The organism is Ralstonia edaphi (assembly GCF_958350185.1).
Taxonomy (GTDB): domain Bacteria; phylum Pseudomonadota; class Gammaproteobacteria; order Burkholderiales; family Burkholderiaceae; genus Ralstonia; species Ralstonia edaphi.
This window is the reverse complement of sequence record NZ_CATWHI010000004.1, coordinates 366413-379649: the sequence shown is the minus strand read 5'-3', so window position 1 is coordinate 379649 and position 13237 is coordinate 366413. Positions and strand designations below refer to the sequence as shown.

At 64.3% G+C, this 13237-nt stretch carries 13 protein-coding genes; 6 read left to right on the top strand and 7 right to left on the bottom strand.

Translation table 11 applies throughout. From position 1 onward, the window contains the following. Window positions 1-33 precede the first annotated feature (33 nt). From R2669_RS16590 to R2669_RS16580, 3 genes are read left to right on the top strand one after another with little or no spacing between them, the layout of a single operon-like run. Entirely contained in the window at window positions 34-297 is a 264-nt protein-coding gene (locus tag R2669_RS16590) for a DUF2164 domain-containing protein (protein WP_316901286.1), read from the top strand. Between the two features lie 45 nt (window positions 298-342). Next, the gene (locus R2669_RS16585; RefSeq protein WP_316901283.1) at window positions 343-735 is read left to right on the top strand and encodes a 2OG-Fe(II) oxygenase; all 393 of its coding nucleotides are present in this window, start codon (window positions 343-345) and stop codon (window positions 733-735) included. Continuing rightward, window positions 735-1424 (top strand): Crp/Fnr family transcriptional regulator, encoded by a 690-nt coding sequence (locus tag R2669_RS16580; protein WP_316901282.1) that lies wholly within the window; start codon window positions 735-737, stop codon window positions 1422-1424. Before R2669_RS16585 ends, R2669_RS16580 begins: the two co-directional genes overlap by 1 nt. Here R2669_RS16580 and R2669_RS16575 read toward each other — a convergent pair. The 3 genes from R2669_RS16575 to R2669_RS16565 all read right to left on the bottom strand — a co-directional run bounded on the left by R2669_RS16575 (window position 1421) and on the right by R2669_RS16565 (window position 5738). After that, window positions 1421-2434 (bottom strand): 2-dehydropantoate 2-reductase, encoded by a 1014-nt coding sequence (locus tag R2669_RS16575; protein ID WP_316901280.1) that lies wholly within the window; start codon window positions 2432-2434, stop codon window positions 1421-1423. The two genes, R2669_RS16580 and R2669_RS16575, sit on opposite strands and share 4 nt — an antisense overlap. A gap of 27 nt (window positions 2435-2461) precedes the next feature. Next, window positions 2462-4132, bottom strand: coding sequence for an alkaline phosphatase D family protein (locus tag R2669_RS16570; protein ID WP_316901278.1), 1671 nt, complete (start codon window positions 4130-4132; stop codon window positions 2462-2464). A 187-nt stretch (window positions 4133-4319) separates the two neighbouring features. Continuing rightward, window positions 4320-5738 (bottom strand): discoidin domain-containing protein, encoded by a 1419-nt coding sequence (locus R2669_RS16565; RefSeq protein WP_316901277.1) that lies wholly within the window; start codon window positions 5736-5738, stop codon window positions 4320-4322. 558 nt (window positions 5739-6296) lie between these two features. Here R2669_RS16565 and R2669_RS16560 point away from each other — a divergent pair. Further along, on the top strand, window positions 6297-6470 hold the full coding sequence (locus R2669_RS16560; protein ID WP_316890571.1) for a hypothetical protein: 174 nt from the start codon (window positions 6297-6299) through the stop codon (window positions 6468-6470). A 210-nt stretch (window positions 6471-6680) separates the two neighbouring features. Next, a complete protein-coding gene (locus tag R2669_RS16555; protein ID WP_316901276.1) occupies window positions 6681-7433 on the top strand; it encodes an autoinducer binding domain-containing protein in 753 nt (250 codons plus the stop codon). Between the two features lie 18 nt (window positions 7434-7451). Here the strand turns inward: R2669_RS16555 and R2669_RS16550 are convergent, their stop codons facing one another. Next, window positions 7452-9236, bottom strand: coding sequence for an EAL domain-containing protein (locus tag R2669_RS16550; protein ID WP_316901274.1), 1785 nt, complete (start codon window positions 9234-9236; stop codon window positions 7452-7454). 257 nt (window positions 9237-9493) lie between these two features. Between R2669_RS16550 and R2669_RS16545 the strand changes: the two genes are divergently transcribed. Then, window positions 9494-10522 (top strand): MerR family transcriptional regulator, encoded by a 1029-nt coding sequence (locus R2669_RS16545; protein ID WP_316901272.1) that lies wholly within the window; start codon window positions 9494-9496, stop codon window positions 10520-10522. Window positions 10523-10625: 103 nt separating this feature from the next. Here R2669_RS16545 and R2669_RS16540 read toward each other — a convergent pair whose 3' ends face one another. The 3 genes from R2669_RS16540 to R2669_RS16530 form a co-directional block, all read right to left on the bottom strand. Then, window positions 10626-10925 carry an FmdB family zinc ribbon protein gene (locus tag R2669_RS16540; protein ID WP_092970957.1) on the bottom strand — a complete coding sequence of 100 codons (300 nt, stop codon included), beginning with the start codon at window positions 10923-10925 and terminating at the stop codon, window positions 10626-10628. Window positions 10926-10991: 66 nt separating this feature from the next. Further along, window positions 10992-12173 (bottom strand): formamidase, encoded by a 1182-nt coding sequence (gene fmdA / locus R2669_RS16535; protein WP_027679769.1) that lies wholly within the window; start codon window positions 12171-12173, stop codon window positions 10992-10994. A gap of 25 nt (window positions 12174-12198) precedes the next feature. Then, window positions 12199-13221, bottom strand: a complete 1023-nt coding sequence (locus R2669_RS16530; protein WP_092970959.1) for an aliphatic amidase — start codon at window positions 13219-13221, stop codon at window positions 12199-12201. Between the last annotated feature and the right edge of the window lie 16 nt (window positions 13222-13237).

Here is a 13237-nt window from a genome sequence, read left to right as displayed (position 1 = left end):
TGGTGGCCTTGTCCGCCACCGCGAGCCCTGCGCATGCCCATCGAACTTGACCGCGACGTCCGCGAAGAGGCCGTCCAATCCATCCAGCGCTACTTCACCGAGCAGTTGGACGAGCGCATCGGCAACATTCAGGCCGGTGCGCTGCTCAGTTTCTTTCTTGAAGAGATCGGCCCCGCGGTCTACAACCTCGCCGTGCAGGAGGCGCAGGAACGTCTGCAGACGCGCGTGGCCGAGCTGGACTACGAGTGCCACCAGGAGCCGTTCGGGTACTGGAAGAAATTCGACAAGCGCCGATAGTTCCCGGCTACCATGCCCGGATTCCATCCCGGCCGCTTCGTTTCCATGTCTTCCTTGCGCGCATTCTTCGGCACCGCCTTTCGCTGGCAGCGCGGCCGCCAGGGCACGGGCTACGACAAGATGCTGCTGGCCACCGCGCCGTGGCCCATCCCGTTCGACAGCTACCTGATCCGCTATCCGGACGGCTCGGAAATTCCACCGCATACCGACCCCGTCACCAACGGCCGGCACTATCGGCTGAACATCGTGCTGAAATCGCCACGCGCGGGCGGCGAGTTTCTCTGCGCGAAACCGATCTTCCAGACACGGCGCATCAAGCTGTTCCGCCCCGACGCGTGTGAGCACAGCGTGACGCGCGTGGTGGGCGGCAGCCGGTATGTGTTGTCGGTGGGTTGGGTGTTGGGGCGCCGAGGCTCAGTGCGGGAAACCAAATCGTGATGCACGCATTTGCCGCCAATCCGTGGTTCCGGAGCCTCCCTCCGCACGTTGCCGAGGCGCTGCTCGAAGCCACGGTGCCCGTGCGCATCGCCGCGGGCGCCTTTCTCTTTCGTCAGGGCGATCCGATGGACGCCGGTTCGCATGCGTTCTTTGGCGTGGCCAGCGGTGCGCTCAAGCTTTCCGTCTTCAATGCCGAGGGCGACGAGGCGATCCTCACCTTGGTGGAGCCGGGCAACTGGTTTGGCGGGGTCTCGACACTCGATCAGCAACCGCGCGGCCACTGCGCAATCGCGCTGGAAGATTCGGACGTGCTGGCTGTGAGCGTGGCGCAATTTGAAGCACTGATGCGCGACGCCGCATTTGCCGGCGCAATCGCGCGGCTGGTGGCAACGCGCCTTCGCCTAGCGTATGGCTCGCTGGCGAGTGCGGCGCTGCACGGCACGCGGGCGCGCGTGGCGCGGCGTATTGCTTCGCTCGCGCACGGCGATGTGTCGCTTTCGGCAGAGGGGCGCGCGAGCATCTCGACCTCGCAAGACGCGTTGGCGATGATGCTGGGCATCAGCCGGCAGACGCTCAGCAAGGAGCTGCAGGCGCTGGTCAAGCTCGGTGCGATCCGCCTGCGCTATGGCCACATCGAGATCCAGGACATGGCGCAGTTGCTGGCTGCAAGCGAAGCCGGCACCGACTAACCTGCCGCCCGCAAGGCCGCCAGCAGATCGTTGCCCGACCAGCTCGGGCGCGCGGCGGCAGCTTCGGCGGCATGCAACAGCGCACACAGTTGCGCATTCACCGGCGCGCGTTGCCCGAGGCGCTCTGCCAAACGCACCACTTCGCCGTTGATCCAGTCGACCTCGGTCATGCGCCCGGCGGCCAGATCGTCAGACATGGACGATCGCGCGAGCGGATCCATGGCGAGCATCTTTCCGCCCAGTAGCGCAAACACCGCATCGGGCGTGGCGAGCAGGCGTGGAATCCAAGCGGGCGCTATCGGCGTCAGCTTGGCGGGCTGGATGCCCGCACGCGCCAGCAGCCGGAGTGCTTCTGTTTGTGCCAGCGCGAGGCAGCGCCGGTACGCACGCTGCGACAGCTCTTCCTTCAGCGGCCGGTTGGCCAGCGCATTGATGGCGTTGTTCAGGTTGAGCAGCAGCTTGGCCCATTGCACGGCTGCCATGTCGGTGCGTTCCGTAAGCGGCAGACCCGCGCGGCGGAAGTCATCGAGAAACGGTTGCAGCGCGGGGGATGCCGCCACTTCCAATTCACCGGCCGTGCCCTGATGAAAGGCGCCCGGGCCAGGCTGCATCACGTTGAAGGGCACCATGCCGGCCAGCACGGTCTGCTGTGGCAGCGCGGCGCGCAGGATATCGGCATTGCGCAGACCGTTCTGAAAGCTGACGACGATGGCGCCCGCGCGCAGCACAGGCTTTAGTTCATCGGCGACAGATTGCGTGGCGGCGGATTTGACGGTCACCAGCACGAGATCGGCATCGGCGGCGGCGCTGGGCTCGGCCATGTAGCGGATCGCCGAAGGCGGCACGTGCCACCGGCCGTTGCGGTAGTCCGTCAAGGTCAGGCCGTGTGCACTCAGTTCGCTGCCGATGCGTGCGCGGCCCACGAGCGCAACATCGGCACCGGCCGCCAGCAGACGGCCACCCACGTAACAGCCGATCGAGCCGGCCCCCACGATGCAGATCTTCGCCATGCGTCTCCTTGTTGTTGTGCTGACGCGTCACGCCAGGCGCGGCACCTCGTACACCAGGGCCGGCTGCAGCGTATCGATGGCTTCCACCGGCTCGGGCGGGCGCCACATGAACAGCGAGAACGTCATCTTCTCGGGCGTCACGTCGATGATGGTAAAGCCGTTTTTCTCTGTTGGGCGCAACGCTTCGTGCATGGCGACCGACAACGCAGGCGTGGTTTCGATACTGCGGAATGCCGAAGGGAAGGCGAGGTCGCCGGTGCCGAGCGTGCCGGTCATGACCGTGTGCACGGGCTGTGCGAAGGCGAGGTCTGCGGAGCGCGACATCGACCCGGCCGCCGATGCATGGAAGTCGCCCTGCACGATGACGGCCGCGCGTTGTTTCTGCCGGGCGAGCGCAGCCACCAGACGCTGGTGCTGTGCATGCCAGCCGCTCTGCCAGCCAGCTTTGGGCTCGTTGGCGACGAGGCGGCCGGTCTTCCTGTCGAGCAGGTCCGGATACCAGTCGCCCAGCTTGCCCGACGAATACGCAAACGGCAGCGACGGCACGTGGAAGAAGTGCGCGGTGTCCTCAGCGCGCGTGCGCGCCACGAGCCAGTCTTCCACCCATTGCGGGACCACGCGTGCGTGCACGCCCTTGTTGTCGAGAAAGCGGCGGCAGTCGTACAGCACGGCTTCGAGCAATGCGCCGTAACGCAGGGTGCCGAAAGCGCTGTTGGTGTCGCCGGGCATGCCGGCCTTGTCGCCACCGGGCAGCCACACGGGGCGGTTGGCGTCGGGCAGGAACTCCGGGTAGTAGCGATGTTGCGTCAGCTCTGCACCCACTAGGCCGTAAGGCTCCGGCGGCAAGGTGGTGACCTTGTCGTCGAACTCGTCGTTCTCGAAGGTGTCGTGGTCGTCGGTCAGGAAATACGCGGGCGTGGAGCGCAGCGTGGTGCCGTACAGGCCGCTGATCTGGTAGTCGCACACGCGCGTGAAGATGGCTTCGTTCTTCGGGTGCGACATCGGCACCGATGTGTCGAGCGCGCCGCCAAACTTCGCCCACATCAGTTCGCGCACCTGGCGTGCGAACGGCTTGTTCTGCGAGGTTTGCAGATCCCAGTAGATGTGGTCGCCGTTGGCGATGACGGTGTCGGGCGCAAACGACATGCCGCGCGCGAGCAGCCGGCGGCGTGCGGACATGTCGAGCCACGCGGTCTTGCCGGCCAGCGGCGGGCCGTCATAACCGCCGGCACAGGTGTAAGCCAGGATGCGCAGTCGCGCGGGCGTCGCATCCGGTGCGGGAAAGGTGCGCAGCGGCCACGCATTGGCCAGCGGCTTTCCGGCCGCATCGACAATGCGCAGCGTGTATTGCGTGGCGGGCTGCAGACCGCGCACGTCGAAGCGCCAGAAGCGGCCGGCGGCATCGGTCTGCTCGCCGGCGACGCGCTTGCCGTTGACCACCAGCCACGGCGCTCGCGCAAGCGGTGCCTGAAACGACGCCTTGATGAGAAAGCGATTGTGGCTGGCTGCAGGGATCAGGTGCGCGAGCTGGCCGGCATGCCAGTTGGCGTCGGCGGCACGCGCGGCGGCTTGAGCGCCTTCCGGCAGGGTTACGCCCAGCGCGCCCAGGCCAGCGGCGGCGGTGCCAAGCGTCAGGAAATCGCGCCGGCTCATGCCGTGCGAAGGGGTGTTCGGTGGTGTGCGGGAGGGCATCGTCATCCTCTGGCGTGGTGCGGAGACGCCATCGTGCCGAGCCCTGCGCAGGCTGAATGTTCAGCTTTTGACAATCTAGGGGTAGGTCCCGATGCGGGCCGCGCATCGACCGCATGACCAATGAGAAACGCCCCGATGGCCGAAGCCACCGGGGCGCTGTCATGTCATGCGATGCTGATGCGGATACCGCCGCTTAGTAGCCCCACACCTGCATTTCGTCCAGCGAGTAGCCCCACTGCGTGGCGCGCTGCGTGCCGTACATGCGCACATAGCGACCGCTGCCCTTCAGGTTGGCCAGCGATGTGTGGCCCCACGAAGCGCCGCTCGACGTCGAGTAGATGTTCGTCCACGTCACGCCGTCGTTCGAGGTCTGGATGTAGTACACCTTGGCGCCTGCATCCCAGTACAGGTCGACGCCGGTGATGGTGCGGGTCGAGCCCAGATCGACCATCAGCCATTGCGCGCCGGCCACGCCTTCCACCGAATCCCAGCGCGTGTTGGTCGTATTGCCGTCGAACGCGTAGGCCGGGCCCAGGCTGGCGCTGTAGCTGGACGACGCGCTGGCCGGCTTGCCCTGCGAGAGCAGCGTCACCGCCTGCGCAGCGGCCGTCGGCGTGCCGGCGTAGTAGTTGGAACCAAGCTTCGCCTTGGTCGTGTCGGAGTTCACACCAAACTGCGACAGGCTCCAGCGCTGGCCCGTGCTCGCGTCGCCCAGGTAGAGCTGGTAGCCGCCGGCGCTCGTCGACGAGAAGAACACGTAGTTCGTGTTGTTCACGGGCGACGGATCGGAGTTGTTGCTGTTGCAGTCGTTGAGCGTGAGCTGGTTGGGCGTGTCGCTCGGGTTGACCTTGGTGTAGATCTGGTCGGCCTGGCTCGTGGCGTCGTGCCAGCGGGCGTAGAAGACGGTGCCGTCGGCGCGCACGATCGGGTAGTACGTTGCCAGGCCCGCCGGCGTGTCGAACGCCACCTTGGTGGTGCTGCCCACGGTCTGCTTGTACAGGCCCATGCCCGAGCCGGTGCCGGTGGTGTAGAAGACCGCCGTGCCGTCCGGCGTGGCAAACGGCATCGAGTTTTCCAGCGTCGGCGCCGTGCGCGTGAGGTTCACAGTCGAGGTGAAGACGGGGCCCGAGCTGGTGTACGACAGCGCGGCCTGGATGACATCGCCGTTCTGCTTGAAGAACAGCGATTTTCCGTCGGTGCTGAACTTCGGGTCTTCATTGCGCGTCTGGCCGGTGCTGTTGGTCAAGTTGATCGGCATGCTGGTCGAACCGACTTGCCAGAAGAACACGTTCCACGCGTTGTTGGTGATGCCCATGAAGGCGATCCACTTGCCGTCGGGGCTGAACACGGCGTTCATCGGGTCCTTGATGCCCCAGGCCGCCTTCGACACCTGTTGCAGCGTGCGGGCAGAAAAGTCGTAGATGAAGATCTGGCTCGTGCCATCGCCGTAGCTGACGTAGCTGTGATACGCGAGCTTGCCGGTCAGGCTGGCCGGGAAGGTGGTGTTGGATTGCGTGGGCGGATTGGCAACGCAGTTGGCCTGGGCGCCGGCGGAGAACAAGCCGAGTGCGGCCGTGGCGACAAGGCCAAGAGACATCAGAGTGGAGCGCATGAAACGGGACTTCCTAAACAAGTGGGTCAGTGGGGCGGGGCAACCGCCGCATTAAGTCCGCGTCACTTTTCTGAATTTGGGCAAAGCTCCGCCAATTCCGGAGAAACCGGATTTGAAAAAGCGCCACAAACCGGGGGAGTGACGAGGATGGAGACGCGCCAAAAAACCCTGTTGCTTCGTACCGTCGTGTTTCTTGTCGGGGTCTCGACTACATCGAGAGGGCGAGTCGCGGACCAGACTGTAAGGGTTTCGCTGACACTGTGAAACCCCAATAAGAAAGCCGTTCTTGCCCTAATTCTTTGCCGTGGGGGCAAATCGGCACACGTGCGTGTAAATCTGACACGTCAATTTTTCTGCACGTTGATTAATCTGCACGTACACTGTCGTGATTGTTATTTTTACCGCGGCGTTTTGTCGCGTGACAGCGGTGCAATCCTTGCTGGGTGTCGCGTTCCTGCACTAAGGCAATGTGGTGCCCACGCGCACTTTGAGGCGTCTCCTGCACTGAAATCGAATGGCGCGCGCGAAGCTGCACATGGTTGGCGGCGGCGAGCGCGGATGGAAGCCCGCAATACGAATTCCGCCTACGTGGACCACCTCGGAAAACCGGCGTCGCTTTCAATCAAAACGCCAATTGCGGTATATCCAGCAAAAGAATCCGATTTAAATGAATTGCGCGTTTTTGCGCAAAGAACGCCTGGCTATCAAAAGATTTATTTCTGTATTGCCTGATTCCAATATTCGAGAAAACATACTAATTGCATCGCCTGTGCGCGGCATGCAATGCGTTTCGGATTATGTATAGTTCGGGCACGCCAACGATTGCCCTCAGCGAAACGCAAGACTGATCAGGCTTTCCGCCTGTTTGGGAAATGAGAAAAGCCGGTTGGCGGGAATGGACAGGGCCATGGCGATTGAGCGTGGGTTTTGGAGGCCGATGGGATGGGTGTTCACAACCAATTGCCGCATGACCGCGCCACGTCTTGGCGCGCGGCATTGCTACGCGAGTTGAATGCCTTGCGCGATGCCGATGCGGTATTCCGCTGCCTGCAACCTGCGGTGGCGCTGCTCGGTTTCGACTATTGCGCTTATGCCCTACGTGCAGCGGTTCCCATCACTCGCTTCAATACCCTCTGTTGGAGCACCTATCCGGAGCACTGGTGTGAGCACTACCGCGCGTGCGGCTATCTGGCCATCGACCCGGTGCTGCAGTTTGGGCAGCGCTGCGTCAAGCCGATGCTCTGGTCCGGTATCGCCACGGCAGACGCGCCTTTCTGGAGGGATGCGCGTCAGCACGGGCTCAATCACGGGTGGTCACATACGATTCGGGATCACACCGGCATCTTTGGCACCTTCAGCCTGGTGCGCCGCGCGATGCCCATCACCGAAGACGAACTGGCCGCCAGCGAGCCAGAAATGATCTGGCTCAGCCAGCGTGCGCACACCAGCATCAGTACGCTGATGGCCGAGAAGGTGCTGCCCGATGCCGCCACGCGCCTCAAGGAGGTGGAACGCCGGACATTGCACTGGACGGCCGAAGGCAAGACGGCGGCCGAAGTGGCGGCCATCCTGGAGATGACCGAGCGCAACGTGAACTTCCACATCCGCAACGCCATCACCAAGCTCAACGCCGCCAACAAGACGCATGCCGTGGTGAAGGCTGCGCTGATGGGGCTGATACCCGCGATGCTGTAGCGGCGCAGTCGCAGCGGGTCAGGCCATGGCGCGCATGGGGCCGGCAGGGTGCATGGCTTCCAGGTAGAAACCGTTGTCGCTCTGCTTGGCGCGGCGCTTGGCCAGGGCGGCGGCCGTGCCGATGTCGTCGCTGTTGTGGGCCGCGCCCGGGTGCACATGCAGCGCGCCAACCGCCATCGTCACGAAGCGGAAGAAGGCCGGCAAGCCCTTGCGGTCTTCAGCATGGATGCCGCCCGCCGCGCGGTCAGCGGGCGTGTACATGGCGAGTGCGTTGGCATTGAACGCGACCATTGCCTGCGTGATGCGCGCCTGCCAGTCGGCGCTCTGGAACAGGATCAGGAAATCGTCGCCGCCCACATGGCCGAGAAAATCGCGCGTGGGCTCGCAGGCGGTGGCCAATACGGCAGCGGCCATCTTGAGCATCTCGTCGCCCTGCCAATAGCCGTACTGGTCGTTGAAGGGCTTGAAGTGGTTCAGGTCCACATAGCAGGCATAGAACTCCGCGTGCGCCTCCAGCAAACGTTCAATGTGCAGGTTCAGCGGAATGTTGCCCGGCAGGAATGTGAGCGGATTGGCGTAGCGTGCTGCCTCGATGCGGATTTCGGTCACCGTGCGCACCAGTTCTTCGCCGGTGCCCAGGCCCAGGTAGCGGCCGTGCTCGGTGATGATGAAACCGTCGGTCAGGTAGCGCTGGTCGTCGCTCATCAGCAGCGCCGACATGTCTTCCAGCGAGGCGGATTTCTCTACCAGCACCGGCTGCCGGTTCGCAAACGCCAATGCCGGTTTCTTGCCGTACAGCTCGCGGTGATACGGCATCGCATAGCGGTCGATGAATGCACGGCGCGCGATGAGCGCGAGCGGGCGTTCGTCTTCGTCGAGCAGCGCCACGGCGTGCAGATCGGGGTGGCGGTTGAACAGGTGCAGTACGTCGTCGTTGCTGCTGCGCAAGGGCAGCGTGGGGGCGACGCGCAGCAGCTTGCTGGCCGTGATGGCGCGCCAGCCCACGCGCACGGCCTGCGGAAACACCGCAATCTGCGAAGACTGCAGAACGCGCGCCGCCTGGCTCGACATGTCGCTCGCGGGCTTGTCCTGCGGGCGCGCAAGAAAGAACCCCTGGCCGAAACGGATGCCCAGGTCGCGCACCACGCCCAGCTCGTCTTCGGTTTCCAGCCCTTCGGCAATGATGCTGGTGGCGCCGCCCTTGAGTGTCTGCTGCAGCGTGCGCGCCATGTCCAGCTTGGCCGGATGCTTGGCAATGTCACGCAGGAAATACTTGTCGAGCTTGATGAAGTCGGGCGTGAGTTCGATCAGCAGGTTCAGATTGGCATTGCCGGTGCCGAAATCGTCCAGCGCGCATTGCAGGCCAAAGTCGCGTGCCACCGACAGGGCGTCGGCAAAGCTGGCCAGGTCGTCGATGGGCGTCTGCTCGGTCAGCTCGATGACAATGCGCGACGGATGCAGGTCGTGGTCGGCAATCGCATGCAGCAGGCGGGCGTGATCCTGCAGCAACTGGCGCACGCCTTGCGCGCTGAAGTTGAGGAACAGCTTGCCCGGCAGGCGCAGGGCCGAGAAATTGGCAATGGCCAGACGCGCGGCGGTCGTCTCCAGGGCGATCGTGCCTGCCGTGTCCGAGGCTGCGGCAAACAGTGCCGCTGGCGACTCCATGGCCGAGCCCACCGGCCCGCGCAGCAGCGCTTCATAGCCGAGCACCTCGGTGGTCGAGAGGCGGAAGATCGGTTGGAACACCGTGCGCAGCATCTCGGGCGCAATGCCCGCGGGCAAGGGAAGCGGTGAGAAAGTCATGACGTTGGCGGCAGACGCAAGATCGGACATTCCGCTAAACGACCCGCTGAACACAGAGTTGAATGAACTTTTTGTGACGCACGCAGCGGCGCGGGTTCGCGGGGCATGTTCCCCACCACAGAGGGGGCGTGGTTCAGAATGCAGGATGCGCCTGCGTCTTCATGGGGCGCTGCCTATTGCCGTCCATTCACGCCGTGCTTGACCCTCACATTGTGTGAGGTCCTAGCCTGTGTCCAAGCCAGAAGACAGGAGCCACCATGTTGTTGAAAGTGGGCGATCTCGCCAAACGCTGCGGCCTCTCGGTGCGCATGCTGCATCACTACGACACCATCGGCCTGCTCACGCCTTCGGCCCGCTCCGACAGCGGTTACCGGCTGTACGACAAGGCTGACGTCGCCCGCCTGCACAAGATCCAGGCGTTGCGGCGCTTCGGCATGTCGCTGGCCGATGTCGGGGCTTTCCTGGCCAATCCGGACATCCCCTTCACCACGATCGTGGAACGGCAGATTGCGATGCTCGATCAGCAGATCACGCAGGCCAGCGTGCTGCGCGATCGGCTGTCGCGGCTGCACGGCCAGCTCGTGCGCGAGGAGGAGCCCGAATTGACCGAGTGGCTCACAACCTTGGAATGGATGACCATGTACGACAAATATCTCTCGCAGGAAGAACGTGCGCGCGCCGAACGCATGGACGCCGATACCGCCCGTCATGCGCGGTGGGCGGCGCTGGTGTCGACCGTGCAGGACGCGATGAACCGCCAGGTACCCTCGCGCAGCAGCGAGGCGCAGGCGCTCGCCAGGCAATGGATGGCGCTGCTCGCGCAGGATGCGGTGCTCGACCCGGTGCTCTCGGCCAAGCTGCACAAAATGCACATCAACGAACCGGCGTTGCAGGAGCGCACCGGTATCAGCCTGGAGATGCTCGACTTCATCATGGAGGCGGCCAACGAAACCAAGCTGGCGATCTACGCGAAGTATCTGTCGGCGCAGGAGCTGAAGTTCATGCGTGAGAACTTTGGCAAGCGCGCCAACGAGTGGCCGACCTTGATTGCAGAGGTGCGACAGCATCTGGCCAACGGCACACCGGCACATGCGCCTGCCATGCAGCAGCTTGCGCGGCATTGGATCGAATTGTTCCGCTCCTATGCGGGGGACGATCCGCAGACGCAAGCGAAGGTGCGCCTGGCGATGGAGCAGGAGCCTGAACTATCCGCCAGCCCGTGGATGGGCCCGGACCTGATCGCCTATGTGCGTGAGGCGATGGAAGGTTTGAAGGCCGCAGCGTAAGCCGCAGCTCGAGCAACCCCGGGGCGCCTGCCGGTCACGCAGGCGCCTTGGGTGCGCGTTGTTGTGCGTGCAAAAGGCCACCATCACGCGCCAGCGTCTGGGCTCACACGCCGCAGATCGAACAGTGCTTTCCGCCGCAGACATGGAGGACGCTGTTGCGGCGGCCGGAGCCACCCGCGCTGCCCGGCCCGGTGATTGGTTTGCCCGCCAGCTGCTCATGCAGCGAACTGGGTTGCCAGCGTGAAACTGACTTCAATGCAACGCGCCCACCGGTCGGCATTGGCGCGGCGGGTGTGTCTTCGTCGCAATAGGGGCAGGGTGTGGGCGCGTGCAGTTTCGCAGCCGGAATCAGCCGTTCGAAAATGCCGTCGCAAGCGGTACAGCGGATGTCGTATAGCGGCATGCATGCCTCCGTTGCTGCGCCGGCCGCAGCGGTGCCGCCATGGCCGGCGCGTATTGGTCATCAACGTCAAGCGGGCTTGCGGCCCCAGTGCGATTTGTCGTTCAGCATGCCCTTGGGGGTGATGTCCTGATCGAAGATCGCCGTGGGAATCGACACCGTGCACGCGCAGTTCGGGATGTCGACAATGCCGCCGATGCGTCCCTCCACCGGCGCGGCTGTCAGCAGCATGTAGGCCTGGCTGGCGGTGAAGCCGAAGTGCGTGAGGTAGTCGATGGCCTTCAGGCACGCCTGCCGATAGGCGACGGTGGCATCCAGGTAGTAGTTGGTGCCGTTTTCCACGCTGATGCCCTCGAAGGTCAGCCACTGGTCGTAGCGCGGCTTGACGGGGCTGGGCATGAAGATCGGCGCGCTCAGGTTGTACTTGGCCATGCCGCCCTTGATGAGGTCGAACCCGACACGCGTGGCGCCGTCCATTTCGATCGCGCCGCAGAATCCGATCTCGCCGTCACCCTGGGAGAAATGCAGATCGCCCATCGAGAAGCCGGCGCCCTTGACGTACACCGGGAAGAAGATGCGGGTGCCGATCGACAGATCCTTGATGTCGGTGTTGCCGCCGTGCTCGCGTGGCGGCACGGTGCGCGCGGCCTCGCCCGCCATGCGATCGAACTCCGCGCCGGACACGCCCCGCAGCACCGCGGTGCGCGGGTCGGGCGGCTGGGCCAGGCCCTTGGCGGCCAGCGGTGCTTCGCGGCGGTTCCATTCGTCCAGCAGTTCGCGGGAGGGCAGGCAGCCCATCAGCCCCGGGTGCGTCAGGCCGGCCAGCCGGACGCCGGGAATATGGCGCGACGTGGCATAGACGCCTTTCAAGTCCCAGATGGCCTTGTCGGCGTCGGGAAAGTAATCGGCCAGGAAGCCGCCGCCGTTGGATTTTGCGAACACGCCCGAAAAGCCGATCGGCGTGACGGGCTTGATGTCGAGCAGGTCCACCACCAGCAGGTCGCCCGGCTCCGCACCTTCAATGTAGAAGGGCCCCGTGAGCGGATGCGCGCGGGTCAGGTCGACATTGCGCACGTCGTCGACCTTGTCGTCGTCGCGGATCTGCGCGTCGAGAAAATCCAGCGATTCGATGATGATCTCTTCACCGGGCTTGACCTTGGAAAGGAACGGGATGTCCGGATGCCAGCGGTTGTGGCCGAGTTCGGCCTGCTCTGCCAGCGGCTTGCCGGGCTGGATCTTGAAATGCTGCATGGTGGTTTCTCCTCAGGAAGTGGCGTCAGGCGTGGGGGATGCCATCGATGGGGCATTCGGGCGTGCCGGCGGTGCGGCGGGTGAGGGCCTCGACCTGCGCGCGCGCGGCGGCCGGATCGTTCACCCAGGTCTTGTAGAAATCGAAGGGGCAGGCGGCCACGCCTTCCGGTGCTTCTCCGGAGTTGATGGTGCCGGTGTAGCCGCGGTGCAGCAGCTTATAAAGATGGTTTTGCGATTGCAGGTGCTTGCGCGCATCGCGGATCAGCCCGACCGACAGCTCGGCGTACTGGATGCCCATCTCTTCGGTGCCGCATTCGCCCAGCGTGCGGCCGTCGAATCCGACGATGGCCGAGTGCCCGAAGTACGAATACACGCCGTCGAAGCCGGCCGCGTTCGCCACGGCCACGTAGACGTTGTTCATCCACGCCATGGCTTTGGACACCATCACCTGCTGCTCCTTGGCCGGATACATGTATCCCTGGCAGCGGACGATCAGCTCGGCGCCCTTCATGGCGCAGTCGCGCCAGATCTCGGGGTAGTTGCCGTCGTCGCAGATGATCAGGCTGATCTTCAGGCCCTTGGGGCCTTCCGATACGTAGGTGCAGCCGCCGGGGTACCAGCCTTCGATGGGGCACCACGGCATGATCTTGCGGTACTTCTGCACGATTTCACCCTGGTCGTTCATCAGGATGAGCGTGTTGTAGGGCGCCTTGTTGGGGTGGTCTTCATGGCGCTCGCCGGTGAGCGAGAACACGCCCCACACCTTCGCCTCGCGGCATGCCGCGGCAAAGATGGCGGTCTCGTCGCCGGGGATGGTGGCCGCCGTCTCGTACATCTCCGCAGCGTCGTACATGATCCCGTGCGTGGAGTATTCGGGAAACACCACGAGGTCCAGCCCGGGCAGCCCCTGCTTCATGCCGACCAGCATCCGGCCGATGTTGCGCGCGTTCTCCAGCACCTCGGCGCGCGTGTGCAGGCGCGGCATCTTGTAGTTGACGACGGCCACGCCAACGCAGTCCTGGCTGCTTGAAATGTCCCCGTGACGCATGCTTGCTCCTATGGTG